This window comes from Massilia sp. 01N410 (assembly GCF_056399665.1).
In genome coordinates, this window is sequence record NZ_JBFTRV010000012.1 from 104,806 (window position 1) to 129,733 (window position 24,928).

General features: G+C 65.1%; 29 protein-coding genes and 1 tRNA gene. 17 read left to right on the plus strand and 13 right to left on the minus strand.

Annotation, left to right across the window (positions count from 1 at the left end; translation table 11 throughout):
* Positions 1 to 27 precede the first annotated feature (27 nt).
* Positions 28 to 354 carry a BON domain-containing protein gene (locus AC1DOP_RS16960; RefSeq protein ID WP_442122958.1) on the plus strand — a complete coding sequence of 109 codons (327 nt, stop codon included), beginning with the start codon at positions 28 to 30 and terminating at the stop codon, positions 352 to 354.
* 20 nt (positions 355 to 374) lie between these two features.
* Here AC1DOP_RS16960 and AC1DOP_RS16965 read toward each other — a convergent pair whose 3' ends face one another.
* Positions 375 to 1,148 carry a GIN domain-containing protein gene (locus AC1DOP_RS16965; protein ID WP_442122959.1) on the minus strand — a complete coding sequence of 258 codons (774 nt, stop codon included), beginning with the start codon at positions 1,146 to 1,148 and terminating at the stop codon, positions 375 to 377.
* Between the two features lie 258 nt (positions 1,149 to 1,406).
* Between AC1DOP_RS16965 and AC1DOP_RS16970 the strand changes: the two genes are divergently transcribed.
* Both AC1DOP_RS16970 and rtcA read left to right on the plus strand, forming a co-directional pair.
* The gene (locus AC1DOP_RS16970) at positions 1,407 to 2,642 is read left to right on the plus strand and encodes an RtcB family protein (protein ID WP_477252363.1); all 1,236 of its coding nucleotides are present in this window, start codon (positions 1,407 to 1,409) and stop codon (positions 2,640 to 2,642) included.
* Positions 2,643 to 2,644: 2 nt separating this feature from the next.
* Positions 2,645 to 3,664, plus strand: coding sequence for an RNA 3'-terminal phosphate cyclase (gene rtcA / locus AC1DOP_RS16975; RefSeq protein WP_477252365.1), 1,020 nt, complete (start codon positions 2,645 to 2,647; stop codon positions 3,662 to 3,664).
* 7 nt (positions 3,665 to 3,671) lie between these two features.
* On the opposite strand, the gene hmpA is transcribed toward rtcA, so the two are convergent.
* Positions 3,672 to 4,886, minus strand: a complete 1,215-nt coding sequence (gene hmpA / locus AC1DOP_RS16980) for an NO-inducible flavohemoprotein (protein ID WP_477252367.1) — start codon at positions 4,884 to 4,886, stop codon at positions 3,672 to 3,674.
* A gap of 93 nt (positions 4,887 to 4,979) precedes the next feature.
* On the opposite strand from hmpA, the gene AC1DOP_RS16985 reads away from it, so the two are divergent.
* A complete protein-coding gene (locus AC1DOP_RS16985) occupies positions 4,980 to 6,806 on the plus strand; it encodes a tetratricopeptide repeat protein (protein WP_477252369.1) in 1,827 nt (608 codons plus the stop codon).
* Positions 6,807 to 6,859: 53 nt separating this feature from the next.
* On the opposite strand, the gene AC1DOP_RS16990 is transcribed toward AC1DOP_RS16985, so the two are convergent.
* From AC1DOP_RS16990 to petA, 6 genes are all read right to left on the minus strand, one after another.
* Positions 6,860 to 6,935, minus strand: a tRNA-Thr gene (locus tag AC1DOP_RS16990).
* Between the two features lie 21 nt (positions 6,936 to 6,956).
* Entirely contained in the window at positions 6,957 to 7,457 is a 501-nt protein-coding gene (locus AC1DOP_RS16995) for a ClpXP protease specificity-enhancing factor (protein WP_442122964.1), read from the minus strand.
* A gap of 124 nt (positions 7,458 to 7,581) precedes the next feature.
* The gene (locus AC1DOP_RS17000; RefSeq protein WP_052234221.1) at positions 7,582 to 8,193 is read right to left on the minus strand and encodes a glutathione S-transferase N-terminal domain-containing protein; all 612 of its coding nucleotides are present in this window, start codon (positions 8,191 to 8,193) and stop codon (positions 7,582 to 7,584) included.
* 90 nt (positions 8,194 to 8,283) lie between these two features.
* Positions 8,284 to 9,045, minus strand: coding sequence for a cytochrome c1 (locus AC1DOP_RS17005; protein ID WP_442122965.1), 762 nt, complete (start codon positions 9,043 to 9,045; stop codon positions 8,284 to 8,286).
* A gap of 21 nt (positions 9,046 to 9,066) precedes the next feature.
* Positions 9,067 to 10,476: a cytochrome b gene (locus AC1DOP_RS17010; RefSeq protein WP_442122966.1), complete on the minus strand. Its 1,410-nt coding sequence runs from the start codon at positions 10,474 to 10,476 to the stop codon at positions 9,067 to 9,069.
* Position 10,477: 1 nt separating this feature from the next.
* Complete coding sequence (gene petA / locus AC1DOP_RS17015) at positions 10,478 to 11,092, minus strand: ubiquinol-cytochrome c reductase iron-sulfur subunit (RefSeq protein WP_442122967.1); 615 nt, start codon at positions 11,090 to 11,092, stop codon at positions 10,478 to 10,480.
* A gap of 255 nt (positions 11,093 to 11,347) precedes the next feature.
* On the opposite strand from petA, the gene mscL reads away from it, so the two are divergent.
* The 4 genes from mscL to AC1DOP_RS17035 are packed head-to-tail and all read left to right on the plus strand — an operon-like array spanning position 11,348 to position 14,067.
* Positions 11,348 to 11,776, plus strand: coding sequence for a large conductance mechanosensitive channel protein MscL (gene mscL, locus AC1DOP_RS17020; RefSeq protein ID WP_442122968.1), 429 nt, complete (start codon positions 11,348 to 11,350; stop codon positions 11,774 to 11,776).
* A 10-nt stretch (positions 11,777 to 11,786) separates the two neighbouring features.
* The gene (locus tag AC1DOP_RS17025) at positions 11,787 to 12,950 is read left to right on the plus strand and encodes a Do family serine endopeptidase (RefSeq protein ID WP_442122969.1); all 1,164 of its coding nucleotides are present in this window, start codon (positions 11,787 to 11,789) and stop codon (positions 12,948 to 12,950) included.
* A 26-nt stretch (positions 12,951 to 12,976) separates the two neighbouring features.
* Positions 12,977 to 13,669: a DUF2461 domain-containing protein gene (locus AC1DOP_RS17030; protein ID WP_442122970.1), complete on the plus strand. Its 693-nt coding sequence runs from the start codon at positions 12,977 to 12,979 to the stop codon at positions 13,667 to 13,669.
* Between the two features lie 14 nt (positions 13,670 to 13,683).
* On the plus strand, positions 13,684 to 14,067 hold the full coding sequence (locus AC1DOP_RS17035; RefSeq protein ID WP_442122971.1) for a cupin domain-containing protein: 384 nt from the start codon (positions 13,684 to 13,686) through the stop codon (positions 14,065 to 14,067).
* A gap of 63 nt (positions 14,068 to 14,130) precedes the next feature.
* Here the strand turns inward: AC1DOP_RS17035 and AC1DOP_RS17040 are convergent, their stop codons facing one another.
* The 5 genes from AC1DOP_RS17040 to AC1DOP_RS17060 all read right to left on the minus strand — a co-directional run bounded on the left by AC1DOP_RS17040 (position 14,131) and on the right by AC1DOP_RS17060 (position 17,035).
* Positions 14,131 to 15,162 (minus strand): NAD(P)H-dependent glycerol-3-phosphate dehydrogenase, encoded by a 1,032-nt coding sequence (locus AC1DOP_RS17040; RefSeq protein WP_442122972.1) that lies wholly within the window; start codon positions 15,160 to 15,162, stop codon positions 14,131 to 14,133.
* A 13-nt stretch (positions 15,163 to 15,175) separates the two neighbouring features.
* Positions 15,176 to 15,631 carry an SH3 domain-containing protein gene (locus tag AC1DOP_RS17045; RefSeq protein ID WP_442122973.1) on the minus strand — a complete coding sequence of 152 codons (456 nt, stop codon included), beginning with the start codon at positions 15,629 to 15,631 and terminating at the stop codon, positions 15,176 to 15,178.
* Between the two features lie 99 nt (positions 15,632 to 15,730).
* Entirely contained in the window at positions 15,731 to 16,204 is a 474-nt protein-coding gene (gene secB / locus AC1DOP_RS17050) for a protein-export chaperone SecB (protein WP_442122974.1), read from the minus strand.
* 137 nt (positions 16,205 to 16,341) lie between these two features.
* Positions 16,342 to 16,611 carry a glutaredoxin 3 gene (gene grxC / locus AC1DOP_RS17055; RefSeq protein WP_442122975.1) on the minus strand — a complete coding sequence of 90 codons (270 nt, stop codon included), beginning with the start codon at positions 16,609 to 16,611 and terminating at the stop codon, positions 16,342 to 16,344.
* Between the two features lie 19 nt (positions 16,612 to 16,630).
* Complete coding sequence (locus AC1DOP_RS17060; RefSeq protein ID WP_442122976.1) at positions 16,631 to 17,035, minus strand: rhodanese-like domain-containing protein; 405 nt, start codon at positions 17,033 to 17,035, stop codon at positions 16,631 to 16,633.
* A 93-nt stretch (positions 17,036 to 17,128) separates the two neighbouring features.
* Here AC1DOP_RS17060 and gpmA point away from each other — a divergent pair, with 93 nt between their 5' ends.
* The 9 genes from gpmA to gspK all read left to right on the plus strand — a co-directional run bounded on the left by gpmA (position 17,129) and on the right by gspK (position 24,919).
* Positions 17,129 to 17,875, plus strand: coding sequence for a 2,3-diphosphoglycerate-dependent phosphoglycerate mutase (gpmA, locus tag AC1DOP_RS17065; protein WP_442122977.1), 747 nt, complete (start codon positions 17,129 to 17,131; stop codon positions 17,873 to 17,875).
* Positions 17,876 to 17,877: 2 nt separating this feature from the next.
* Positions 17,878 to 19,314 carry a murein hydrolase activator EnvC family protein gene (locus tag AC1DOP_RS17070; protein WP_442122978.1) on the plus strand — a complete coding sequence of 479 codons (1,437 nt, stop codon included), beginning with the start codon at positions 17,878 to 17,880 and terminating at the stop codon, positions 19,312 to 19,314.
* 9 nt (positions 19,315 to 19,323) lie between these two features.
* Positions 19,324 to 20,820 carry a S41 family peptidase gene (locus AC1DOP_RS17075; protein WP_442122979.1) on the plus strand — a complete coding sequence of 499 codons (1,497 nt, stop codon included), beginning with the start codon at positions 19,324 to 19,326 and terminating at the stop codon, positions 20,818 to 20,820.
* 10 nt (positions 20,821 to 20,830) lie between these two features.
* A complete protein-coding gene (locus AC1DOP_RS17080; protein WP_477252377.1) occupies positions 20,831 to 21,583 on the plus strand; it encodes a HesA/MoeB/ThiF family protein in 753 nt (250 codons plus the stop codon).
* Between the two features lie 150 nt (positions 21,584 to 21,733).
* Positions 21,734 to 22,186, plus strand: coding sequence for a type II secretion system major pseudopilin GspG (gspG, locus tag AC1DOP_RS17085; RefSeq protein WP_442122981.1), 453 nt, complete (start codon positions 21,734 to 21,736; stop codon positions 22,184 to 22,186).
* Between the two features lie 78 nt (positions 22,187 to 22,264).
* Positions 22,265 to 22,756, plus strand: coding sequence for a GspH/FimT family pseudopilin (locus AC1DOP_RS17090; RefSeq protein WP_442122982.1), 492 nt, complete (start codon positions 22,265 to 22,267; stop codon positions 22,754 to 22,756).
* Between the two features lie 5 nt (positions 22,757 to 22,761).
* Positions 22,762 to 23,142 (plus strand): type II secretion system minor pseudopilin GspI, encoded by a 381-nt coding sequence (gene gspI / locus AC1DOP_RS17095; protein ID WP_442122983.1) that lies wholly within the window; start codon positions 22,762 to 22,764, stop codon positions 23,140 to 23,142.
* 20 nt (positions 23,143 to 23,162) lie between these two features.
* Positions 23,163 to 23,819 (plus strand): PulJ/GspJ family protein, encoded by a 657-nt coding sequence (locus tag AC1DOP_RS17100; RefSeq protein WP_477252380.1) that lies wholly within the window; start codon positions 23,163 to 23,165, stop codon positions 23,817 to 23,819.
* A 20-nt stretch (positions 23,820 to 23,839) separates the two neighbouring features.
* On the plus strand, positions 23,840 to 24,919 hold the full coding sequence (gspK, locus tag AC1DOP_RS17105) for a type II secretion system minor pseudopilin GspK (protein WP_477252382.1): 1,080 nt from the start codon (positions 23,840 to 23,842) through the stop codon (positions 24,917 to 24,919).
* The last annotated feature ends 9 nt before the right edge of the window (positions 24,920 to 24,928 follow it).

A 24,928-nucleotide genomic window follows, 5' to 3' on the forward strand; every position in this document is an offset into this window, starting at 1 on the left:
AAATCTCAATCATTCGGGAGAATTGCCATGGCTTTTACTCGTCGCTTCCAGTCCGCTATCGCCCAATCCGTCATCGCCGGCACCCTGCTGGTATCGGTCGTCGCCTGCGCCCCGACCCCCACCCGTGAAGGCACTGGCGAATACATCGACGACTCCGTCATTACCGGCAAGGTGAAGGCTGCGTTTGCCGCCGATCCGACCGTCAAGGCGACCCAGGTTCAGGTGGAAACCTTCAAGGGTACGGTCCAGCTGAGCGGCTTCGTCGACTCGCGCGAAAGCGCCCAGCGCGCCGTCGAACTGGCGCGCGGCGTGAAGGGCGTGAAATCCGTGAAGAACGATACGGTGATCCGCTAAGCCCACCGGCAAGCCGGCGCTTACTGCCAGCTCACCTTCCCGAAGCCATTCGTGGTGGCGTTGCGCGTCGCCGGCTTGCCGTAGACGGTGGCCGAACCCATGCCGTTCAGGTTGACGTTGGCGGCGGTCCTGGCGAACACGCTGGCGCCGCCCAGGCCGGACATGTCCAGGTCGACCGAATCGGCGCGCAGCTGCTGGGCGTCGAGGCTGCCGACGCCGCCCAGGTGGGCGCGGAGCACCTTGGTCTGGCCGCTCACGCTGATCTGGCCGGCGCCGCCGAGCTTGACCTCGATGCGGTCGGCCTGGCCCGTGGTGTTGAGTGTCAGGCCGCCGACGCCGCCCAGGCGGGCATCGATGTCGCGGTACTGGCCGCTGACCTTGACCGCGCCCGCGCCGTCCAGCGACACCACCAGCCTGTCGCCGCTGAAGCCCGAGACCTCGCTCTGGCCCACGCCCTCCGAGACGAATTCCTGCAGGTTCGGCACCGTCAGGTCGGCGCGCAGCTCGCCCGAATTGCGCCCGAAGTTCACGTGATTGCCGCTTTCGGTATCGATCGACAGGGTATCGCCGCGCTGGGTGGTCGTGATCTTCGAGACGTAACGGCGGTCGCCCGACACCACCAGCGACGCCGTCGGCCCCTGGCGCACGTTCAGGCGGACGATGCCGCCCAGGTGGATCTTCGAGACCCTGGCGTCGACCGGACGGTTTTCGCGCACGATGTCGTCCGCCCAGGCGGCATGCGTCCCCATCGAGAAAGCGGTGGCCAGGAATGCGGTGCCGAGCAGTTTGTTCATGACGTATTCTCCAGTTGGTTTGCCGATGAATCCACTATAGGCTCGGGAAACCGGGAGAAACCGCGGATTGCGACAGACTGCAGCATCGGCGGTATGAAGCGCAGGATTCTTGGCCCTGCAGTTCTCTCCATTGTCCAAATCGAGGGATAGGCCTTCGCATACCCGGACAACACCCCATATACCTGTTTGAAGCCCTGGAGATCCCGATCCCGACATCGGGATCAGCGGGGCGAGCGACGATGAACAGGAAGAAATGAGATGAAAACCGAACACTACGATGTCCTGAACGTGGAAGGGGGCCGTCCGGTCAAGATGTGGACCCGCGGCGTGCTGGTCGAGGAGGAAGCCAAGCGCCAGCTGGCGAACACGGCGCGCATGCCCTTCATCTACAAGCACATGGCGGCGATGCCCGACGTCCACCTGGGCAAGGGATCGACCATCGGCAGCGTGATCCCGACACTGGGCGCGATCATCCCGGCCGCGGTCGGGGTCGACATCGGCTGCGGCATGATGGCCGCCAAAACCACGCTCAGCGCCAACGACCTGCCGGACAAGCTCGGGCCGCTGCGCAGCGCGATCGAGCGCTCGGTGCCGCACGGGATGTCGCCCAAGACGCGCGGTTTCAAGGGGCGCGACAAGGGCTCGTGGGATTCGCCGCCGCAAGCCGTCGACACGGCCTGGATGGCGCTGAAGGACGAATTCGACGTCATCTGCCAGAAGACGCCGCGGCTGCGCAACACGAACAACTACAAGCACCTGGGAACGCTCGGAACCGGTAACCACTTCATCGAGATCTGCCTCGACGAGCAAGGCTTCGTCTGGTTCATGCTGCACTCGGGCTCGCGCGGCGTCGGCAATGCGATCGGCACCCACTTCATCGAGCAGGCCAAGCAGGACATGCGGACCCACTTCATCAACCTGCCGGACCAGGACCTGGCCTATCTGCCGGAGGGGACGCGGCACTACGACGACTACATCGAAGCGGTCGGCTGGGCCCAGAAGTTCGCCCGCATGAACCGTGAAGTGATGATGCGGAACCTGATCGCGGCGGTACGCACGGTGATCACGAAACCCTTCGAGACCCACGTGGAAGCGGTGAACTGCCACCACAACTACGTGCAGAAGGAGCACCACTTCGGCAAGGATGTGCTGGTGACCCGCAAGGGCGCCGTATCGGCGCGCGAAGGGGAGCTCGGCATCATTCCGGGCTCGATGGGGGCGAAGAGCTATATCGTGCGCGGCAAGGGCAATCCGGAGAGTTTCAACAGCTGCAGCCACGGCGCAGGCCGCACCATGAGCCGCACCGAAGCCAAGCGCCGCTATTCGGTGAACGACCAGGTCAAGGCGACCGAGGGCGTCGAGTGCCGCAAGGACGAAGGCGTGATCGACGAGATCCCGATGGCCTACAAGGACATCGACGCCGTGATGCAGGCGCAGAGCGACCTGGTCGAAGTGGTGCACACGCTGAAGCAGGTCGTGTGCGTGAAAGGATGAACATGATCGAACTGGATGGATCGACGGGCGAAGGCGGCGGCCAGATCCTGCGCAGCGCGCTGACCTTGGCGATGATCACCGGCCGGCCCTTCCGCATCCGGAACATCCGTGCGCGGCGCGCCAAGCCCGGCCTGATGCGCCAGCACCTGGTGGCGGTGCAGGCCGCCAGCCGGATCTGCGGCGCCGAGGTCAAGGGCGCGGCGGTCGGCAGCCAGGAGCTGGAGTTCGTCCCCGATAAAGTCCAGGGCGGCGACTACCGCTTCGCGATCGGCACCGCCGGCAGCTGCACCCTGGTGCTGCAGACCGTGCTGCCGGCGCTGCTCACGGCCGAGCGGCCCTCGACCCTGAGGCTGTCGGGCGGTACCCACAATCCGATGGCGCCGCCGGTCCAGTTCCTGCAGCGCGCCTATTGCCGCGCCATGGCCGAGATGGGCGCGCGGATCGACGTGCGGCTGGAGCGCTTCGGCTTCTATCCGGCCGGCGGCGGCGAGGTGGTCGCCAGCGTCAGCCCCTGCGCGCAACTGCGTCCGCACGAATGGATGGAGCGTGGCGAGCGCCGGGCCGCGTATGCCGAATGCTTCATCGCCGGCATCCCGGGGCGGGTCGCGCAGCGCGAGCTGGAGTGCGTCGGCAAGGCCATGAACTGGGGCGAGGACCAGCTCCTGAACCGCAGTCTGCCGGCGGAGCAGGGACCGGGCAACGCCCTGATGCTGACCTTCGACTACGCGCACACAACCGAGGTATTCACGGCCTTCGGCGAAAAATCCGTCTCGGCCGAGAACGTCGCCCGCCAGGTGGTGCAGCGCGCGCGCCAGTATCTGTCCTCGAACGCCGCGGTCGCGGAATACCTGGGCGACCAGCTGATGCTGCCGCTGGCGCTGGCGGGCGGCGGCGGCTTCACGGTGGACGAGGTGTCCATGCATGCGCGCACCAATGCCGGGGTGATCGAGCTGTTCCTGCCGGTGCGCTTCGGTTTCGGCAGGCGCGACGGGGTCGACTGCTGCACGGTCGCGCCGCGCTGAGACGCTCTTATTCCGCGAACAGGTCGGGGCCGAAGACTTCGTAGTGCACGCGGGTCTCCCTGATCCCGCGCGCGATCAGCGCATCGTGCTGCAGGCGCATGAAAGGGATCGGGCCGCAGATGTAATAGTCGGCATCCGGCAGCAGGATGGCGCCGGCGATCCTGTCGATATCGACCAGTCCCGGAAAATCGAAGTCCCGGCCGGCCTGATCCTGCGGCAGCGGCTCGTTATAGAAGGTGAAGGTCCTGAAGTTCGGATGCCGCAGGGCCGTCGCGCGCAGATGGTCCTTCATCGCATGCACCGCGCTGTTGCGGGCGCCGTGCACGAACACGATCTCGCGGCCCGGCGACTGCAGCACGCGGTTCAGCATGCTGATCATCGGCGTCAGCCCGACCCCGCCGCTGATCAGGACCACCGGCGTGGTCGCGTTCACGTCGACGAAAAAATTCCCGTAGGGCGGCGCCAGCAGTACGCTGTCGCCCACCTGCACATGGTCGTGCAGCAGGGTCGACACATAGCCTTCCGAGGCCGGATCCGGCCCGCCTTCGCGCTTGACCGAGATGCGGTAGCTGCGCCCGTTCGGCGCGTCGGACAGGCTGTACTGGCGGATCTGCTGCAAGCCCAGGCGCGGCACCTGCACCGCCACGCTGATGTATTGTCCCGGCTCGAAATTCACGACCGGCTGGCCGTCGGCCGGCTCCAGCACGAAGGAGGTGATGACATCGCTCTCCGGCTGTTTGGCCCTGACGACGAATTCCCGCCATCCCGTCCAGCCGCCCGGCGTATCTGCCCGCTGCTCGCGCAATTCGGCCTCGCGTCCCATCAGGATGTCGGCCAGGTTGCTGTAGGCCTGGGCCCAGGCCGAGATGATGTCCTCGGTCGCGGCGTCGCCCAGCACGGCCTTGATCGACCCCAGCAGATGCTCGCCGACGACCGGATACTGCTCCGGCTTCACGCCCAGGCTGGCGTGCTTGTTGGCGATGCCTTCCAGCACCGCCGCCAGGCAGCTCGGATCCTCGATGTTGGCCGCATACGCATACACCGCCCGCGCCAGCGCCTCCTGCTGCTGTCCACGCTCCTGGTGGCGCATGTTGAAGACGTTCTTCAGTTCCGGATGGGTGCCGAGCAGGCTGCGGTAGAAATGCTTGATGATGTCGTAGCCGTGGGCCGCAAGGACAGGGGCGGTGGCTTTGACGGTGTCCTTGGTTTTCTGCGTCAGCATTGCTATTCTCCTTATGTTGGCCGATTGCGGGGACAGTACTCCAAGTCCGTCCTTCGGGCCGCGCGCAAGGTTTTTCTCTGACGGGAGTGGATCATGCGAAAGCACCAGTTTGCCGCCATGCTCGCCGGCGTCGGCGTCGGCGTCGGCGCCACCTTGCTGCCTGTCCTGGCGCCAACATCCGCCGAACGTCCGGACTTTGATCCCCTGTTCGCCGGCGTTGCGAACTGCACACAAGCCCCACCCGGGCGTCCCGTGCTGCTGGTCAGCCTGCTGCAGGCCCAGCAGCCGCCTCAGCAACCCTACCCGACCGAGACCCGTCCTTTCCAGCCGGGCCAGCAATTGCCGGCCGTGCGCGACAGCTCGATGCCGCCGCTGTACGGGAATCTCGGCAAGCTGCACGTGCCGGTCAGCGCCGCCAGCCCGCGGGCCCAAGCCTATTTTGACCAGGGCATGCGCCTGATGTTCGCCTTCAACCATGCCGAGGCCGTGCGCGCCTTCCGCGCCGCCTCGCACATCGATCCGGGCTGCGCGATGTGCTACTGGGGCGAAGCGCTGGCGCTCGGTCCGAACATCAATGCGCCGATGTTTCCGGAGGCGGTCGCGCCGGCCCATGCCGCGGCCTCGCGCGCCCTGCAGCTGGCAGGCCATGCCAGGCCGCATGAGCAGGCGCTGATCCGCGCCATCGCCCAGCGCTATGCCGATGCGCCGGTCGACGACCGCGCTCATCTCGACAAGGCTTATGCGGACGCCATGCGAGAGGCGGCACGCGCCTGGCCGGCCGACGACACCATCCAGGTCCTGTACGCGGAATCGCTGATGGACCTGTCGCCCTGGGATTATTGGCAGGCCGGCGGTACCCGGCCCAAGGGCAGGACCGCCGAGATGATCGCGGCCCTCGAGACGGTCCTGGCGCGCAATTCCAGTCACCCTGGCGCCGCCCACTACTACATCCACGCGGTCGAAGCATCGTCGAGCCCGGAGCGCGCCTTGCCCTATGCGCGCCTGCTGGCGAAGCAGATTCCCGGCGCCGGCCACATCGTGCACATGCCCTCGCACATCTACTATCGGCTCGGCATGTACAAGGAATCGCTGGCAGCCAATATCGACGCCGTCGCCACCGACGAACGCTACTTTGGCCGCTCCGCCAGCGACCCGGTCTACAAGGGCGCCTACTATCCGCACAACATCCACTTCGTGATGGTATCGGCGCTGATGGGCGGCGATGGCAAGACCGCCATCGCGGCGGCGGACAAGCTGGACAAGTCGCTGCCGCACGAACTGGTCGCGCAGTTCCCCCCGATCCAGCCGGTGAAGGCCGCACCGTATTTCTCTTACGTGCAGTTCAGCGATCCGGACACGCTCATCGCCTTGCCGGATCCTGGGCCAGACCTGGTACTGGTGAAGGCGATGTGGCACTACGCGCGCGCCGTCGGCTACGCGCGCAAAGGCATGGCCGTCGATGCCCGGCGCGAAATCGACGCGTTGACGGCGATCGAGCGCACGACCGACTTCAAGCCTTTCACGGACTGGAACGTGCCGGCCAAGGATATCGTCAGGACCGCCCGTTACGTCGCCACCGGCCGCCTGGCCGACGCGACGCGTGATGTTCCGCTGGCATTGGCCTCCTATCGCGAAGCCGTAGCGGCGCAGGACAGCCTGCCTTATATGGAGCCGCCGTACTGGTACTACCCGACGCGGCAATCGCTGGGCGTGGCGCTGCTGCGTTCCGGTTGGGTCGATGAGGCCGAGACGGTGTTCCGGTCGGCACTGGCGCGTACGCCGAGCAATGGCTGGGCGCTGCGGGGGCTGATGGAGGTGTATCGGCAGCGCGGGGATGAGGTGTCGCTGCGGCTGGTGCGGCAGCGTTTCGAGACGACCTGGTTGGGCAAGGAGGGGATGCCCGCGTTGGCGCTGCTGTAAAAGAAAATGCCTTACGTGATCGACACGTAAGGCATTCTTTTATTGCTGTGTTCTGGTGCCGGCTGCAGGACTCGAACCCGCCACCTGATGATTACAAATCAACTGCTCTACCTGATGAGCTAAGCCGGCAATGTGGCCAGGATTATACCCTTATTTGATCCTGGTCAACGTCGGACGGCCACCTTTTTTGGGAGGCTCATTGTCGCCGTCGGGAAGATGCGACACCTCGGCGCTCGGCGCGCTGGACGTCTTGCCCGGCACGGCGGACAGCCCCGGTCCCGGTGCGGCGGCTGCTTCGGAAGAAGGGGCAGATGCCGGCGGCGCCATGTCGGCCGCGGTGGTGCTGACATCGAAGGCCATGCCTTGGCCGTTTTCGTTGGCGTAGATCGCCAGTACGTTTTGCACCGGAATATAGAGTTCGCGCGAGACGCCGTTGAAGCGTGCCCGGAAGGTGATTGCGTCGTTGTCCATCTTCAGCCCGGAGGTTGCGCCGTAGCTGATATTGAGGATGATCTCGCCTTTCTTCACGTATTCCATCGGAACCGTGGTGGCGGCATCGACCTTGACCGCCAGGTAAGGCGTGTAGCCGCTGTCCGTGCACCATTCGTAGATGGCGCGCAGCAGATATGGCTTGGTGGAGATGTCTGGCATGTTCAGGATCTATTTGCTTACAAGTTGTTACACGCCAGTGTAATCCGATTCGCCACAAGGCGTCGAAAACTGGCGTGCAACGGTGTCCGGTGTGCCGGACGAAGCTCGAAAGCGCCGTAGGCGCTTAGCGGCGCATGACCTTTTCGGACGGCGTCAGCGCTTCGATGTAGGCCGGACGCGAGAAGATACGCTCGGCGTACTTCATCAGCGGGGCGGCGGTCTTCGACAGCTCGATGCCGTAGTGATCCAGGCGCCACAGCAGCGGGGCGATGGCGACGTCCAGCATCGAGAACTCGTCGCCCAGCATGTACTTGTTCTTCAGGAACAGCGGAGCCAGGGTGGTCAGGCGATCGCGGATTTCGGCGCGTGCCTTGTCGTGGCTCTTGTCGCCGACCTTGCTGCGCTCGTTCTCGAGCGTGTTCACGTGCACGAACAGCTCTTTTTCGAAGTTGAACAGCATCAGGCGGGCGCGGGCGCGCATCAGCGGGTCGGCCGGCATCAGCTGCGGATGCGGGAAGCGCTCGTCGATGTACTCGTTGATGATGTTCGATTCGTACAGGATCAGCTCGCGTTCGACCAGGATCGGTACCTGGCCGTACGGGTTCATCGTCGAGATGTCCTCGGGCTTGTTGAACAGGTCCACGTCGCGCACTTCGAAGTCCATGCCCTTTTCGAACAGGACCAGGCGGCAGCGCTGGGAGAACGGGCACGTGGTGCCGGAGTAGAGAACCATCATGGTTTATAGTTCCTTCAAGAAACAAAGGGGTGAAGCGCCGAGCGGCTCACCCCAGATAATAATTGCCCGCATTATAACCGGGCAATCACATCACTTTACGTCTTTCCAATAAGAAGCGTTCAATCTCCAGGCAAGGAAAGCGAAAACAGCAAGGAACAGCAACACGATTGCGCCCAGCCGCTTGCGCAGGTCCTGCGACGGCTCGGCCATCCAGTTCATGTAGGCGACCAGGTCGGCCACCTGGGTATCGAACTCCTGCGGCGTGAGCTCGCCCTTGCTGACCTGTTCGAAACCGGCGAACTTGTGCACCGTCTTGCCGTGCTCGTGAGGATCGGCTTCCTCGACCATTTTGGCGGTGCGCACGCCCTGCAGCTGCCACAGCACGTGCGGCATGGCGACGTTCGGCACCACCATATTGTTCCAGCCGGTGGGGCGGGTGTCGTCCTTGTAGAAAGTGCGCAGGTAGGTGTACAGGTAGTCCGCACCCGAACCGGCGCCGGAAGCGCGGGCACGCGTGATCACCGACAGGTCCGGCGGCACCGCGCCGAACCAGGCTTTCGCGTCCGCAGGGCGCATCGCGATCGTCATCATGTCGCCTACCTTCTCGCCGGAGAACAGCAGGTTGTTCTTGATCTGGTCTTCAGACAAGCCCAGGTCCCGCAGGCGATTGTAGCGCATTGCCGACGCCGAATGGCAGTTCAGACAGTAGTTGACGAACAGCTTGGCGCCATTCTGCAGTGACGCAACATCAGTGCGTTCCGGTGCGCGGTCCAGCGGGAAGGTCCCTTCGTTCGCAAAGACGAATCCCGGCAGCAGGGCAAGGACCGCGAGCAGCTTCTTCGAAAAATTCATGGTTGTCCTTTTCCGTGGCGGTCAATGAGGAGTGAAGGTCACGCGGCTCGGTACCGGCTTGAACCGGCCAGAGGCGCTCCACCACGGCATCAGGAGGAAGAAGCTGAAGTAGATCAGGGTGCAGGCCTGGGCGATCAAAGTGTAGGCCGGGGTCGGCAGCTGGGTGCCGAGGTAGCCCAGCGCGACGAAGGCGATGGCGAACACCAGGTACACGTACTTGTGCCAGCTGGGGCGGTAGCGGATCGACTTCACCGGCGAGTGGTCCAGCCACGGCAGCAGGGCCAGGATCACGACGGAGGAGCCGAACAGCACCACGCCCCACACTTTCGCATCCAGGAACAGCATGCCGATTTCCAGTACCACGGCGATCGCGGTGATGGCCATCTTGGTCTTGTACGACAGGCGCGAACGCAGCCAGATGAACACGACATAGGCGGCCACGCCGGCCATCACGACCCACATGAAGTCGGAGGTGGTGGCGCGCAGCACCGAGTAGAAGGGCGTGAAGTACCAGGTCGGCGCGATGTGCGGCGGGGTCTTCATCGAGTCTGCCGGCAGGAAGTTGTTGTACTCCAGGAAGTAGCCGCCCATTTCAGGCGCGAAGAAGATCACCGCGCTGTAGATGAACAGGAATACCGAGACGCCGAACAGGTCCTTGGTGGTGTAGTAGGGGTGCGACGGGATCATGTCGACGCCATGGCCGTCCGGGCCGAGGTTTTCCTTGACCTCGATGCCGTCCGGGTTGTTCGAGCCGACTTCGTGCAGTGCGATCAGGTGGGCGGCCACCAGGCCCAGCAGGACCAGCGGGATCGCGATCACGTGGAAGGCGAAGAAGCGGTTCAGGGTCGCGTCCGACACCACGTAGTCGCCGCGGATCCACAGCGACAGGTCCGGGCCGATCAGCGGGATGGCGCTGAACAGGTTGACGATCACCTGGGCGCCCCAGTACGACATCTGGCCCCAGGGCAGCAGGTAGCCGAAGAAGGCCTCGGCCATCAGGCACAGGAAGGTGGCGAAACCGAACAGCCAGATCAGCTCGCGCGGCTTGCGGTAGGAACCGTACAGCAGCGCGCGGGTCATGTGCAGGTAGACCACGATGAAGAACATCGAGGCGCCGGTCGAGTGCATGTAGCGCACCAGCCAGCCCCACGGGACTTCACGCATGATGTATTCGACCGAACCGAAGGCCAGGGCGGCGTCCGGCTTGTAGTGCATGGTCAGGAAGATGCCGGTGACGATCTGCAGCACCAGCACCAGCATGGCCAGCGAGCCGAAGATATACCAGACGTTGAAGTTCTTCGGGGCGTAGTACTTGCCCCATTGATCGTTCCACAGCTTCGACAGGGGGAAGCGGTCGTCGACCCAGGCCAGCGCTTTCTGGCTCTTCGGCGCATCGGCCGGGAGTTTGGTTTCCTTGAAAGCTGCGCCCATCTTATGCCTCGCCTTTCTCGTCTTTGCCGATCAGGATCTTGTTATCGGACAGGTACATGTACGGGGGGACGTCGAGATTGGCCGGCGCCGGCTTGTTCTTGAAAACGCGGCCGGCCAGGTCGAAGGTCGACCCGTGGCAAGGGCACAGGAAGCCGCCGTGCCAGTCGTCCGGCAGGTTCGGCTGCGGACCTTCGGCAAAGCGGGAAGAGGGCGAGCAGCCCAGGTGGGAGCAGATACCGACCGCGACCAGCACTTCCTTGTGCTCCTGGCGCGACCGGGTTTCGTTCTTGGCGTAGGAAGGCGTCTCCATCTGGTACGGCTTTTCCGATTTCGGATCGGCGACCAGATTGTCGTTCTTCGGCAGACTCGCCAGCATTTCAGGGGTACGGCGCAGGACCCAGACGGGCTTGCCTCGCCATTCCACCACTTTCAGTTCGCCAGGCTTGACGTCGGAGATGTCCACCTCGACCGGCGCGCCGGCCGCCTTCGCTCGCTCCGAAGGCTGGAAAGTACTTACCAGAACTCCGGCCGTTGAAACACCGACAACGCCGCCCGCCGCGCATGTAGCCACGAGCAAGCCTCGCCGGCCTGTATCGACCTGCTTCTCATTACTCATACCAACTCCATTCGTCAAATGCGAAATGCTGCAATGCAATAGATTGCAAATAGGTAAAAACCTTTATTGCAACAGTCGATTATATGTGAACAGTTTTGCAAATTAAAGAAAAAACGTTCTTACGGTCATGATGACTTCCAAATGTGCATTTTCCCGTCTGCCTTGCCGGGGCAAAGCGAACATTCTGAGGCTGGAGCAACCCGGCCTTTCGGGTATCATCATTGGAGGATGTCCAACACGTAAAGGGAGGCGTAAATGGGAATGATGCAGGAGTTCAAGCAATTCGCGATGAAGGGCAATGTCGTCGACCTGGCCGTCGGCGTGATCATCGGCGGGGCGTTCGGGAAAATCGTCGATTCGCTGGTGCAGGATGTGATCATGCCACCGATCGGCAAGATCTTCGGCGGTCTCGACTTCGCCAGTTATTACTTGCCTTTGAACGGACAGGCGTATGGTCTGCCGCTGGCCGAGGCGAAGAAGGCCGGTGCGGTGCTGGCCTACGGTAATTTTCTGACCGTCTTGCTGAACTTCCTGATCCTGGCCTTCATCATCTTTCAGATGGTACGGCTGATGAACCGGATGCGTAGCACCTTCGTCAGCAAGGAAGAAGCGGCGGCAGCGGCCGCCACCGCGGAAGAAATCCTGCTGCTGCGCGAAATCCGCGACTCGCTGAAGAGCCGATAAAGTAGCTGGCATGCGGCGCACCTGGCTCCTGTTCGCGCAAACCGTCACGATCGTCCTCGGCATCTATGCCGTGATCGCGGCCTTGCGTCCGGAGTGGCTGGGAGCGCTGTCGGTGCAGCGGGCGCCGACCCAGGTCGGGATCGGCGGTCCCGGCCGCGGGGTGCCGGTGCTGCAGGCGCCCAATGGCGCGGCGCCGGGCAGCTACCGCGATGCCGCGGCGCGCGCGATGCCGGCGGTGGTCAATATCCTGACCAGCAAGGCCCTGCGCGAAACCCACCCGCTGCTGAAGGATCCCTTCTTCCGCCGCTTCTTCGGCGACAAGCTGCCGCCGCAGGAACAGATGGCCAGCCTGGGCTCGGGCGTGATCGTCAGCGCCGACGGCTATATCCTGACCAATTACCACGTGGTCGAAGGCGCCGACGAGATCGAGGTCGGCCTCGCCGATGGCCGCAAGGCCGCGGCCAGCATCGTCGGCACCGATCCGGAAACGGATCTCGCCGTGATCCGCATCAAGGCGGACAAGCTGCCGGTGATCGTGCTGGGCGATACGAATGCGGCGCGGGTCGGCGACGTCGTGCTGGCGATCGGCAATCCCTTCGGCGTCGGCCAGACCGTCACCCTCGGCATCATCTCTGCGCTGGGCCGCAACAACCTGCACATCAACCACTTCGAGAATTTCATCCAGACCGACGCCGCGATCAACTTCGGCAACTCGGGCGGCGCCCTGGTCGACACCCATGGCAACCTGCTCGGCATCAATTCGGCGATCTATTCCCAGACCGGCGGCTCGGTCGGCATCGGCTTCGCGATTCCCGTCTCGACGGCCAAGAACGTGCTCGATTCCATCGTCAAGCACGGCCAGGTGGTGCGCGGCTGGATCGGCATCGAATCCCAGGACATCACGCCGGAACTGGCCGACAGCTTCGGCCTCGGGCGCGACAGCGGCGCCATCATCGCCGGCGTGGTGCGCGGCGGCCCGGCCGACCGCGCCGGCATGCGCCCCGGCGACATCCTGCTGGCGGTGGACGGCAAGAAGGTGTCCAGCACCAACGACATGCTGAACCTGATCGCCGAGCTGCCGCCCGGCGGCAAGTCGAAGATGACGGTGATGCGCAAGAACCGCCAGTCCACCCTCGACGTCACGGTCGGCCGCCGCCCGCGCCAGACCCCTTGACTCCTTTTGTTGAATAAGAAAAACTTATGCATCTGCGCGACCTGACGCAATTCCTCACCGAACTCAAGGACAACAACAACCGTCCCTGGTTCCTCTGGAACAAGCCCCGCTACGACATCCTGCGCACCGAGTTCCTCGAGACGCTGACGCAACTGATCCGGGAAATCTCGAAGTTCGACCGCCAAGTGGCGGCCTGCGATCCGAAGAAGGCGATGTTCCGCTTCCAGCGCGATACCCGCTTTTCGCACGACAAGACGCCATATAAAACGCATTTCTCGGCCGGCATCGCGCCGGGCGACAAGCGCCGTCCCAGCGAAGCCGGCGGCCCGACCTATTACTTCCACATCGAAGCCGACGGCACCCTGCTGTTCGGCGCCGGCGAATACTTGCCGCCGGCACCGCGCCTGAAGGCGATCCGCGAACACGTGGTCAACGATGCGACAGGTTTCAGCAAAATGTTGAAGAATAAACATCTGCGCGAGACCTATGGCGACCTGAACCCGGAAGACAAACTGCAGCGTCCGCCGAAAGGCTTCGACCCGAACCATCCGCTGGTCGAATACCTGAAGCTCAAGAGCTATTTCGTCTGGATCGAGGTCAAGCTCGACGTCAACGCACCGGAAAAACTGGTGCCCCAGCTCGCGCAAGGTTTCAAGGACGCCACCGCGCTGGTCAACTGGCTGCGCGGGGTGCCGCAGACATTTGACGAGACAGCGTAATTAAGGAGAACACCATGGCCTTGCAGCATGCAAGATCCGGCGAATGCATCGCACTTGAGCGGGGCGAAGACGACATCGCGAACTTCACATCGATCGCACTGATCAAGACCGATCATATGGAACTGATCCGGCTGGTGCTGCCGAAAGAGAAGCCGCTGCCCGAGCACCGGGTCGAAGGGGAAATGACGCTGCTGTGCCTGGAAGGAGAGATCGCGTTCGACGCCCACGGCCGTACCACCATCCTGCGGCCGAACGAAATGGTCTACCTGGCCGGTGGCGAGCCGCATGCCGTGCGCGCCAACCAGGACGCCGTGGCCCTGATGACCATCCTGCTGCACCCGGGCGACAACAGCGGCGGGCCGACCCACCGCGACGCACGCCCGGCGTCGAACGGCTGAATTTTCACCGAACGCGGTGGGGCATCTCAGGCCAGTGGCCTGGGATGCGTGCCCACATACCAATCAAGCCAACTCGTTGCGCGGATCGCGCGCCAGCAACTGATCCACGGTTTCCTGCACCGAGGCGCCATCGAACAGCACGCCGGCCACCGCATTGGTGATCGGCATGTCCACGCCGAGCTTCGCCGCCAGTTCGCGCACGGCCTTGGCGCAGGGCACGCCTTCGGCCACGTGGCCGAGTTCCTTGACGATGGCGTCGAGCTGCTTGCCCTGGGCCAGCGCCAGGCCGACGCGGCGGTTGCGCGAGAGGTCGCCGGTGCAGGTCAGGATCAGGTCGCCCATGCCGGTCAGGCCCATGAAGGTGGCCGGCTGGGCGCCGAGGGTGATGCCGAGGCGGGTGATCTCGGCCAGCCCGCGCGTGATCAGGGCCGCGCGCGCGTTCAGGCCCAAGCCCAGGCCGTCGGCCGCGCCGGTGGCGATGGCCAGGATGTTCTTCACCGCGCCGCCCACTTCCACGCCGACCATGTCGTCGCAGGCGTACACGCGCACGCTGCCGCCGTGCACCAGGGAGACCACGCGTTCGCGCAGCTCGGCCGAGCTGGACGCCACCGTCAGTCCGCAAGGCAGGCCGCGCGCCACTTCCTGGGCAAACGACGGGCCGGACAGGGCCGCGCCGGGCACGCTGTCACCCAGCACTTCGCGGACCACCTGGTGCGGCAACAGGCCGGTGCCGTATTCGAAACCCTTGCACAGCCAGACGACGTTCGGGATGTTGCGGCCCTTGAGCTGTTCGAGCAGCGGGCGCAGGCCGGCCACCGGGCAGGCCGCGATCAGCAGCGGCGTGGTGCCGGGGGCGGCTTCGGTCACGTGGGCCAGCGCCGCCTCGAAATCGGCGGACACGCGCAGCGACGGCGGCAGCGGATGGCCGGGCAGGTAAGCGAGGTTGTCGCGCGCCGCTTCGGTGGCGGCCATCTGCTCGGGGTTGCGGCCCCACAGCAGGACGTCATGACGGGCGGCCAGCGCGATCGCGACCGCCGTGCCCCAGGCGCCGGCGCCGAGGACAGTGATGGGTTGGGATTGTTTGGTTTCGTGCATGTGGTGGGCAGGGTCAGATTCCCCAGACGTCGGACGCCCTGACGTAGCCGGCGATGCCGTCGCGGTGGCGCACGCGCACCCACGGGCCGGCTTCCGGATCGACCAGTTCGAGCAGGACGTTCTTATCGGCCGTCATTACGACGGGGGCATTGTCTTCCGGTGCGGCGCGGACGCGGGCGGAAGCCACGCGCACGATCACATTGCGTTTGGCGGACAGGCCGCGCGCCTCGGTCCAGGCGAGATCGCCGGCGGCGTCGCGCACCTTGACCCAGTCGCCATAACTGATCATGACCTCGACCGGCATGCCGCTCGGGGCGATGAACAGCTTGCCGCCCTTGATGGACGGGGCGTCGTACAGGATCACGGAATGCGCGCCCACCGTCTTGAAGTCGAATGCCGCGGCCGCACAGGACGCCAGCATCAGGATGCTGCCTGCGATGACACGGTAAGGGAAACGGACGCAGAGCATGACAGGCCTTTGGGAAAACGACACGCGCCAAAAGGCAGGACGGGAACAACAAGCTCCCGGCTTCGCCTGGTGCAGGCAAAGCCGGAAGCCCGGGAGGTATTACTGGTTGCCAGCCGGGGTGCCAGCCGCGGCAGCCTGTTCGGCCAGCGCCTGGCGGCGCTGCTGGTAGAACACTTCGAAGTTGATTTCAGCCAGGTGCACGGGCGGGAAGCCGGCACGGGTGATGAAATCGGCGATGTTGCTACGCAGGTAAGGATAGATGATGTTCGGGCAGCCGATGCCCAGCAGCGGATCCATCTGGTCGGCCGGGATGTTGCGGGCTTCGAAGATGCCGGCCTGCTTGCCCTCGACCAGGAAGGCGACCTTGTCCTTGACCTTGGCGGTCACGGTGATGGTCACGGTCGATTCGTAGATGCCATCGGCGATCCCTTCGGCGCCGACGTCCAGCGAGACCTCGATGGTCGGCGCTTCCTGCTCGAGGAAGATCGCCGGGGAATTCGGTTGTTCCAGCGACATATCTTTCAGGTAGATACGCTGGATTTGGAACACGGGTTGCAGGTTTTCGTCAGCCATGGAACGCTTTCGTTAATTATGTAAAGGGCAAGTCTCGCCCGTGCTTGAGTGTCAAGGCGTCGGCAATTGTATCAAAACCAACTCGGATTCAATAGCGTTGCCGGCGCCCCGCCGTCAAGTGCGTTTCAGGCTCGGGTTCAGGCTGCCTCGCCCTTCAGCAGCGGATCCAGGCGGCCGGCCTGGTCGAGCGCGTACAGGTCGTCGAAGCCGCCGACGTGGGTGTCGCCGACGTAGATCTGCGGCACGGTGCGGCGGCCGGTGCGTTGCATCATGATGGCGCGCTGTTCCGGGTCGAGGTCGACGCGGATGCGCTCGATGTCGGTCACGCCCTTGGCTTCCAGCAGGCGCTCGGCGCGCACGCAATAGGGGCAGGCCGCGGTGTGGTAGAGAACGACATGTGCAGTCATCGGTAATCCTTTCGAACAGTTATTTGGTCACGGGCAGGCCGGCAGCCGTCCAGGCCGCGATGCCGCCATCCAGGCTGTAGACGTCTTCGAAGCCGGCCGCCTTGAGCTGGCGCGCCGCCTTGTCGGCACGGGCGCCGCTCTGGCAGACCACGATCACGGTCTTGGTTTTCGACTTGTCCAACTCGCCGATGCGATTGGCCAAGTCTGCCAGCGGAATGTTTTTTGCGTCGCGCAAGTGGCCTGCGGCGAACTCCTCGCTGCTGCGCACGTCGATCACGGCCGTGGCTTTGCCACGGTTCATCATCTGGGTCGCTTGCAGGTGGGTGGCGCGGCGGCCGCGCGGAGCGATCGCGGGCCACAGCAGGGCAGCGCCGGAAATCACGGCGATCGCAACAACGAAGATATGGTCAAGGATGAATTTCACGAAGTTTCCGTCGGTTGAACTGAATTGAATCGTCGCATTATAAAATAGAAGCTGGATCGATATTTCCCGCCAATTTTTTTATCTGAAGAGCCTATGTACAAAATCGTATTCATGCGCCACGGCGAATCCACGTGGAACCTGGAAAACCGCTTCACCGGCTGGACCGATGTCGACCTGACCGAGAAGGGCGTCAAGGAAGCCAAGACCGCCGGCCGCATGCTGCGCGAAGCCGGCTTCACCTTCGACCTGGCCTATACCTCGGTCCTGAAACGCGCCATCCGCACGCTGTGGCTGGCCATGGACGAGATGGACATGATGTGGCTGCCGGTCAAGAACGACTGGCGCCTGAACGAGCGCCACTACGGCGCCCTGCAGGGTCTGGACAAGGGCGAGACCGCCGCCAAGTTCGGCGACGAGCAGGTGCTGGTCTGGCGCCGCAGCTACGATACCCCGCCGCCGGCGCTGGAAGACACGGATCCGCGCACCTCGTTCAACGATCCGCGCTACGCCGGCCTGGACAAGGCACAGATCCCGCTGACCGAATGCCTGAAGGACACCGTCGCACGCGTGATGCCGGCCTGGGATGAAGAGATCGCGCCGGCCATCCGCGCCGGCAAGAAGATCCTGATCTCGGCCCACGGCAACAGCCTGCGCGCCGTGATCAAGATGCTCGACAACATCAGCGACACCGACATCGTCGGCCTCAACATCCCGAACGGCACCCCGCTGGTGTACGAACTGGACGAGAACCTGAAGCCGATCCGCCATTACTACCTGGGCGACCAGGAAGCGATCGCGGCCGCCATGGCTGCCGTGGCCAACCAAGGTAAGGCAAAGTAACCTTGCAACTTCCTGCATTGAAGTCCGCCGGCAGTGCGCTGCTGTGCGGCCTGCTCGCCTGTGCGCTGTCCATAGTGACGGCCCAGGCCGCGCCACGCCAGACCGTCCGTAGCAAGGAGAAGGCGCAGGCCGAGGCCCAGCGCGCCGGCATCCAGCAGAAGCTGAATGCGCTGAGGAAGGACATCAGCCGCACCGAGAGCGAAAAGGACGACGCGGCCGACGAACTGGCCGAATCGGAAGAGGCGATCTCGGACGCCAACCGCTCGCTGCGCGAACTGGCCGGCGAGCAGGCTGCGACCAATACCAAGCTGCAAGACCTGGCTGCCCAGCAGGAGCGCCTGGCGCAGACCATCGCCGCGCAGAAGCGGCAGCTGTCCAAGATGCTGCGCGAGCACTATATCGCCGGTAACGAAGACCGCATCAAGCTGCTGCTGTCGGGCGACAACCCGAACCGCATCAACCGCGACCTGCAGATGATGGCCTATGTGTCGCAAGCCCAGGCCAAGCTGCTGACCTCGCTGCGCGAGAACCTGGCGGCGGTCGAGGCCAACCATGCCGAGACCCAGAACGCCAAGGACGAACTCGAAGAAATCGCCCAGGAGCAGCGCGACCAGAAGGCGCTGCTGGAAAAGGAAAAGGCCAAGCGCGCCGGCCTGCTGTCGAACCTGTCGAGCAAGCTGGTGGCCCAGCGCAAGCAGGCGACCAAGCTGGAGCAGGACGAACAGCGCATGAGCGGCCTGGTCGACCGCCTGACCCGCCTGATCCACGAACAGGAACTCGCCGCCGCCGCCGAGCGCAAGCGCCAGCAGGAATTGGCCGCCGCGCGCGCCAAGGCCGCGGCCGAAGCGAAGGCGCGCGCACTGGCGCGTGCCAAAGAACAACAGGCCGAACGCGAGCGCCTGGCGCGCGAAGCGGCCAAGCACGGCAAGCCGTATAAACCGCCGGCGCCGGTCAAGGAAGAGCCGCAGGTGGCCGAAGAGCCGGCCGAAACCAAACCGGCGCCGCGCTCGGCCGATACCGCGCTGGCCGCCGACCTGCCGAGCGGCACCTTCGAGAGCCTGCGCGGCCGCCTGAGCGCGCCGATCTCCGGCACCATCGCGGCCCGCTTCGGCGCCAAGCGCGCCGACGGCCCGGTATGGCGCGGCATGTTCATCAAGGCGCCGGAAGGCACCGACGTGCGCGCCATCGGCCCGGGCCGGGTCGTGCACGCGCAATGGATGCGCGGCTGGGGCAATATGATCATCGTCAACCACGGCGGCGAATACCTGTCGATCTACGGTTTCAACGAAACCCTGCTGAAGCACGTCGGCGATTCGGTCAAGGCCGGCGAGGTGATTGCGAGCGCAGGCAGCACCGGCGGTAACGGAGAATCGGGTCTATACTTCGAACTCAGGCATCTGGGCAAACCGATCGATCCGGCCGGCTGGGTCAAATTCTAGGGAACAGGAATGGGCAAGAAACTCAAGAACCTCGGTCTGGTCGGCATCGGCATGGTGGCCGGCATCGCGGCCTCGGTCCAGTTCTCGGCGCTGGCGCAGAAGGGCGCGCCGTCAGGTATCGCAGCGCCCCTGCCGCTGGATGAGCTGCGCCAGCTGGCCGACGTCTATGGCCTGATCAAGAGCGACTACGTGGAGCCGGTGGCGGACAAGAAGCTGCTGTCCGACGCCATCGCCGGCATGGTCGCCTCGCTCGACCCGCACTCGGTCTACCTCGACGAGAAGGACTTCGCCGAGATGCGCGAAACGGTGGCCGGCAAGTTCGTCGGCGTCGGCGTCGAGGTGGCGATGGAAGACGGCTACGTGAAGATCGTCTCGCCGATCGAGGACACCCCCGCCTTCAAGGCCGGCATCAAGGCCGGCGACCTGATCACCCGCATCGACAACGTGCCGGTCAAGGGCCTGACCCTGGACGAGGCGATCTCGCGCATGCGCGGCGAACCGCACAGCAAGGTGATGCTGACCATCGCCCGGCGCGGCGCCGACACGCCCTGGGTGGTGCCGGTCGAGCGCGAAGAGATCCGCGTGGCGAGCGTCAAGGCCAAACTGGTCGAGCCGGGCTATGCCTGGCTGCGGATCAGCCAGTTCCAGGAAGAGACCGTCGACGAGCTGGTCGAGAAGGTCAGGGGCCTGTATGCCCAGAACCCGAACATCAAGGGCCTGGTGCTGGACCTGAGGAACGACCCGGGCGGCCTGCTGCCGAGCGCGATCGGCGTGTCGGCCGCCTTCCTGCCGCAGAACGAGGTGATCGTCTCCACCAAGGGGCAATTGCCGGAATCGAACGCCACCTTCTACGGCCGCCGCGATTTCTACGCCAAGCCGGGCAGCGACCCGCTGGCGAAGCTGCCGGCGGCGCTGAAGACGGTGCCGATGGTGGTGCTGGTGAACACCGGCTCGGCCTCGGCGTCCGAGATCGTGGCCGGCGCCCTGCAGGACTACAGGCGCGCCATCGTGATGGGCAGCCAGACTTTCGGCAAGGGCTCGGTGCAGACCCTGCGCCAGCTGACCGAGAACACCGCGGTCAAGCTCACCACGGCGCGCTACTACACGCCGAAGGGCCGCTCGATCCAGGCGCGCGGCATCGTCCCCGACCTCAAGGTCGACGAGACCGCGGAGGGCGACGGCCTGAACGCGCTGCGCGTGCGCGAAGCCGACCTCGACCGTCACCTGTCGAACGAGGGCGATGCGAAAGCCGTGGGCAAGAACGGCTCGGTCAGCGCCAAGCGTGACGAACTGGAGGAAGAGCAGCGCACCCTGGCCATGCTGAAGAGCGCCGCCCCGCCCGAATTCGGCGGCAAGGACGACTTCCAGCTGGCCCAGGCCATCAAGCACTTCAAGGGCCTGCCGGTCAAGCTGGCCAAGGCCGACCCGGCGGACGACGCCCCGGCGCCGGCCGCACTGCCGGGCACCGAGCAGAAGCCGCCCGAGGTGAAGGGCACGAAGAAGTGACCGGGAAGTAATGGACGACCGCCAGCTGCTGCGCTATTCGCGCCATATCCTGCTCGACGAGGTCGGCATCGAAGGCCAGCAGCGGGTGCTGGATGCGCGCGTCCTGATCGTCGGCGCCGGCGGCCTCGGTTCGCCGGCCGCGCTCTACCTGGCGGCCAGCGGCGTCGGCCACATCATCCTGGTCGACGACGACGAGGTCGATCTGACCAACCTGCAGCGCCAGATCATGCACACGACGGCGCGGATCGGCCGGCCCAAGGTCGAGTCCGGTCGCGAAGCATTGATGCAGATCAATCCCGAGATCGAAGTAACGGCCCTGCGCGAGCGCGTGCAAGGCGAGCGCCTGCGCGAACTGGTGGCCGCCAGCGACCTCGTGCTCGACTGCAGCGACAACTTCGCCACCCGCCAGGCCGTCAACCGCGCCTGCGTGCAGGCCGGCGTGCCGCTGGTGGCCGGCGCCGTGATCCGCTTCGACGGCCAGGTCTCGGTATTCGACGTGCGCGACCCGGCGTCTCCCTGCTATGCCTGCCTGTTCCCCGAGGACAGCCGCTTCGAAGACGTGGCCTGCAGCACCATGGGCGTGTTCGCGCCGCTGGTCGGCGTGATCGGCGCGGTGCAGGCGGCCGAGGCCCTCAAGCTGCTGGCCGGCTGCGGGCGGCCGCTGACCGGGCGCCTGCTGATGCTGGACGGCCGCGGCATGGAGTGGACCGAGGTGCAGGTGGGGCGCAATCCCGGCTGTCCGGTGTGCGGCGGACGCGCCTGATCGTTCCAATAATAGAGGGGATGGGCACACTGACAAGCAGTGCAGTGCCCTTGCTCCTGGCTTACAATTGGAAAGTCTTCCGAATGCGGAGCTATGCGCATTCGGCCTTATACTAGATCGGTTCTTCCGACTACCATCCAACAATATTCTATGCAGAACATTACGCATCGCATGTCGCAGCGGCGCCGCCAGGGCGGCTTCACCCTCGTCGAGATCATGGTCGTCGTGGTCATCATCGGCATCCTCGGCATGCTGGTCGTGCCCAAGCTGCTGGGCCGTACCGGCGAGGCGCGCGTGACCGCCGCCAAGACCGACATCGCTACCATCATGCAGGCGCTCAAGCTGTACAAGCTGGACAACCAGCGCTATCCGACCACCGAGCAGGGCCTGCAGGCCCTGGTCCAGAAGCCCACCACCGGCCCGGCCGCGAACGGCTGGAAAGAGGGCGGCTATGTCGAGAAGCTGCCGAAAGACCCGTGGGGCAATAACTACCAGTACCTGTCGCCGGGCCTGCATGGGGAAGTCGACGTGTTCTCGCTGGGCGCCGACGGCCAGCCGGGCGGCACCGGCGAGGATGCCGACGTCGGCTCCTGGGACAAATAAGTCAAGCTGATAAACGGGCCCGGTCTATAAGCTCATCCGATAAATCGCCGGGCCAGCAGCCTGAGGAGATCAAGCCCGATGCCTAAGCACGCGCGCGGACGCGCCGGGATGGCGGTCCGTGGCTTCACGCTCGTGGAGATCATGGTCGTGATGGTCATCATCGGCATCACGCTGGGACTGGCCTCGCTCAACGCGATCCCCAGCCCGCGCCAGGACCTGCAGGCCGAGGCCCAGCGCCTGACCCTGCTGCTGCAGCTGGCGCGCGACGAGGCGATCGTGCGCAACCGCCCGGTCACCTTCGAAGCCACGCCCGAGCGCTACCACTTCCTGGTCCGCAACGAGACGCGCTGGGAACCGATCGGCGGCGGCGACGACCTGCTGCGCGAGCGCGATTTCAAGAACGCCCCGATCACCCTGCTGCTCGATCCGGCCAGCGCCGGCACCGTCAATCCGCTGCGCATCACCTTCGGCCGCGAGCCGGTCGACAAGCCCTTCGTGCTGGTACTGGCCAGCGGCGGCAACCGGGTCGCGATCCGCGCCGACGGCGTCGGCCACTTCACGGTCGAATGAGAAGCATGAAAACGTCCCGCTCCCACGGTTTCACCCTGCTCGAAGTGCTGGTGGCGCTGGTCATCGTCGGTACTGCGCTCGGCGCCGGCCTGCGCGCGGTGGGCAGCCTGACCGCCAACAGCAGCGGCCTGCGCTCCTCGCTGATGGCGACCTGGTCGGCCGAGAACCGCCTCGTGCAGATCCGCCTGGGCAAGGAATTCCCGGAAATCGGCAAGCGCGGTTTCGACTGCCCGCAGGGCGATTTGCACCTGGTCTGCCAGGAAGAAGTGTTCGCCAGCCCGAACCCGCGTTTGCGCCGCGTCGAAGTCTCGGTATTCGACATCGACAATCCGAACCGGCGCATCGTCAAGCTGGTCCAACTTGTCCTAAGGCCGCGTCTACTATGAAACCCGGGTCCGTGAAATTCATGCGCCGACGCGGCTTCACCCTGGTCGAACTGCTGGTGGCGATCAGCATCCTCGCCATCGTCGCGGTGCTCGGCTGGCGCGGGCTGGACGGCATCATCCGCGCGCGCGTGGCGCTGACCAACCAGATGGAGTCCACGCGCGGCATGCAGCTGGCCTTCGCCCAGATGCAGAGCGACTGCGAGCACATCGCCGGACGCGACGTGCTCGACCGCCGTCCCTACCTGCTGACCGGGACCGACCGTTTCACGATGGTGCGCGAGGTGTTCACCGAGAACCAGCCCTCGCGCCTGCAGGTGGTGGCCTACCGCGTCATCAACGGCAGCCTGATACGGCGCGAGACCGCCGCCGTGCGCGACCTGGCCCAGCTCGACGGCATGTGGCAGGCCGCGATCAGCGACACCGACACCAGCGGCGCCGTCGCGCTGCAGGCCGGCGTCACCGGGATGCAGGTGCTGACCTGGGAGAACCGCGCCTGGCGCCAGTCGACCAGCGCGGCCACCACCGGCGGCGCGGCCGCCGCCGCCGCCAACGGTACGCCGCCGGCACAGCAGGACCCGAATACCGTGCCGCTGCCGCCGACCGGGCTGCAGGTGGCGCTGCAGGTGCAGGGCCAGGATGTACCGATGACCAAGTCTTTCCTGCTGGGGGAACCATGAGACGGCCACGAATCGGGGGCATGCGTGAACGCGGCGTCGCCGTGATCACCGCGCTGCTGCTGACCACGCTGGCGATCTCGATCGTCGCCAGCTTGTTCTGGCAGCAGCAGGTGCAGGTACGCTCGATGGAGAACCAGCGCCTGACCCTGCAGACCAAGTGGATCCTGCGCGGCGCCCTCGACTGGGCCAGCCTGGTGCTGTTCCAGGACGGCCTCGACCACCGTGACTACACCGCGCTCGACCACGTCTGGGCCACGCCGCTGGCCGAAACCCGGCTCGACCAGTACATCGAACGCGAGCGGGTCCAAGGCGAAAATTTCGATGCTACGCTGTCGGGCAACATTATCGACGCATGCTCGCGTTACAATCTGCGCAACCTTGCCGACAAGGGCCAGGTGGACGCCGGCCAGATGGAGATCTTCGGCCGCCTGCTGCGCAACCTGCAGATGGACCAGCAGCTGGCGGCGCGGGTCGCCGCCTTCGTCGCCGCCGGCCAGCCGCTGGAGGCGGCCACGCCAGAGGGCGGGACACCGGCCGGCGGCACACCGACGGGCGGGACCAGCGGCGAGGGCGGGAACATCGGACAGGGCGTGGCAAGCGGCGCGGCGGGAGGTACGGGCGGCACCGCCAATCCGCCGACCGGCAACCTGGCGCGCGCGTCGCGCAGCAGCGTGGCCGGCTCGCCGATGAAGTTCCTGGCGGTAGATGATTTGCTGACGGTGCCGGGCTTCACGCCGGCCATGGTCGCGCGCCTGCGGCCCTTCGTGATCGTGCTGCCGGACGTGACGCCGGTGAACGTCAACACGGCGCCGGCGGAAGTGCTGGCATCCCTGGTGCCGAACATGTCGGTGTCGGAAGCGAATTCGCTGGTCGTACGGCGGCAGCGCGCAGCCTGGCGAGACATTAATTATTTTTCGTCAGAAATTGGAGAGAGCAGGCCGATCACGCCGGGTGCTGCGAGCGTCAAGAGCGACTGGTTCCTGGTAGACAGCCGCATCCGCCTCGACCGTGCTGCCCTGGACGCCGAGGCGCTGATCCATCGCTTTCCGACCCTGATTGCCGGTGGCGGCGCGCAAGTGGTGTGGATCCGCCAATACTAAGACAAGAGC

Bases quoted from the DNA above. Each gene is read 5' to 3' on its own strand.
- rtcA (WP_477252365.1), top strand. From the start codon at position 2,645: ATGATCGAACTGGATGGATCGACGGGCGAAGGCGGCGGCCAGATCCTG.
- gspK (WP_477252382.1), top strand. From the start codon at position 23,840: ATGCGTGAACGCGGCGTCGCCGTGATCACCGCGCTGCTGCTGACCACG.
- AC1DOP_RS17000 (WP_052234221.1), bottom strand. From the start codon at position 8,193: ATGATGGTTCTCTACTCCGGCACCACGTGCCCGTTCTCCCAGCGCTGC.
- AC1DOP_RS17010 (WP_442122966.1), bottom strand. From the start codon at position 10,476: ATGGGCGCAGCTTTCAAGGAAACCAAACTCCCGGCCGATGCGCCGAAG.
- grxC (WP_442122975.1), bottom strand. From the start codon at position 16,611: ATGACTGCACATGTCGTTCTCTACCACACCGCGGCCTGCCCCTATTGC.
- gspI (WP_442122983.1), top strand. From the start codon at position 22,762: ATGAAAACGTCCCGCTCCCACGGTTTCACCCTGCTCGAAGTGCTGGTG.
- AC1DOP_RS17075 (WP_442122979.1), top strand. From the start codon at position 19,324: ATGGGCAAGAAACTCAAGAACCTCGGTCTGGTCGGCATCGGCATGGTG.
- AC1DOP_RS17080 (WP_477252377.1), top strand. From the start codon at position 20,831: ATGGACGACCGCCAGCTGCTGCGCTATTCGCGCCATATCCTGCTCGAC.
- AC1DOP_RS17030 (WP_442122970.1), top strand. From the start codon at position 12,977: ATGCATCTGCGCGACCTGACGCAATTCCTCACCGAACTCAAGGACAAC.
- mscL (WP_442122968.1), top strand. From the start codon at position 11,348: ATGGGAATGATGCAGGAGTTCAAGCAATTCGCGATGAAGGGCAATGTC.
- petA (WP_442122967.1), bottom strand. From the start codon at position 11,092: ATGAGTAATGAGAAGCAGGTCGATACAGGCCGGCGAGGCTTGCTCGTG.
- AC1DOP_RS16995 (WP_442122964.1), bottom strand. From the start codon at position 7,457: ATGCCAGACATCTCCACCAAGCCATATCTGCTGCGCGCCATCTACGAA.
- AC1DOP_RS17025 (WP_442122969.1), top strand. From the start codon at position 11,787: ATGCGGCGCACCTGGCTCCTGTTCGCGCAAACCGTCACGATCGTCCTC.
- secB (WP_442122974.1), bottom strand. From the start codon at position 16,204: ATGGCTGACGAAAACCTGCAACCCGTGTTCCAAATCCAGCGTATCTAC.
- gspG (WP_442122981.1), top strand. From the start codon at position 21,734: ATGCAGAACATTACGCATCGCATGTCGCAGCGGCGCCGCCAGGGCGGC.
- AC1DOP_RS17040 (WP_442122972.1), bottom strand. From the start codon at position 15,162: ATGCACGAAACCAAACAATCCCAACCCATCACTGTCCTCGGCGCCGGC.
- AC1DOP_RS16985 (WP_477252369.1), top strand. From the start codon at position 4,980: ATGCGAAAGCACCAGTTTGCCGCCATGCTCGCCGGCGTCGGCGTCGGC.
- AC1DOP_RS17005 (WP_442122965.1), bottom strand. From the start codon at position 9,045: ATGAATTTTTCGAAGAAGCTGCTCGCGGTCCTTGCCCTGCTGCCGGGA.
- AC1DOP_RS17035 (WP_442122971.1), top strand. From the start codon at position 13,684: ATGGCCTTGCAGCATGCAAGATCCGGCGAATGCATCGCACTTGAGCGG.
- AC1DOP_RS17100 (WP_477252380.1), top strand. From the start codon at position 23,163: ATGCGCCGACGCGGCTTCACCCTGGTCGAACTGCTGGTGGCGATCAGC.
- AC1DOP_RS16965 (WP_442122959.1), bottom strand. From the start codon at position 1,148: ATGAACAAACTGCTCGGCACCGCATTCCTGGCCACCGCTTTCTCGATG.
- AC1DOP_RS17090 (WP_442122982.1), top strand. From the start codon at position 22,265: ATGCCTAAGCACGCGCGCGGACGCGCCGGGATGGCGGTCCGTGGCTTC.
- AC1DOP_RS16960 (WP_442122958.1), top strand. From the start codon at position 28: ATGGCTTTTACTCGTCGCTTCCAGTCCGCTATCGCCCAATCCGTCATC.
- AC1DOP_RS16970 (WP_477252363.1), top strand. From the start codon at position 1,407: ATGAAAACCGAACACTACGATGTCCTGAACGTGGAAGGGGGCCGTCCG.
- hmpA (WP_477252367.1), bottom strand. From the start codon at position 4,886: ATGCTGACGCAGAAAACCAAGGACACCGTCAAAGCCACCGCCCCTGTC.
- AC1DOP_RS17045 (WP_442122973.1), bottom strand. From the start codon at position 15,631: ATGCTCTGCGTCCGTTTCCCTTACCGTGTCATCGCAGGCAGCATCCTG.
- gpmA (WP_442122977.1), top strand. From the start codon at position 17,129: ATGTACAAAATCGTATTCATGCGCCACGGCGAATCCACGTGGAACCTG.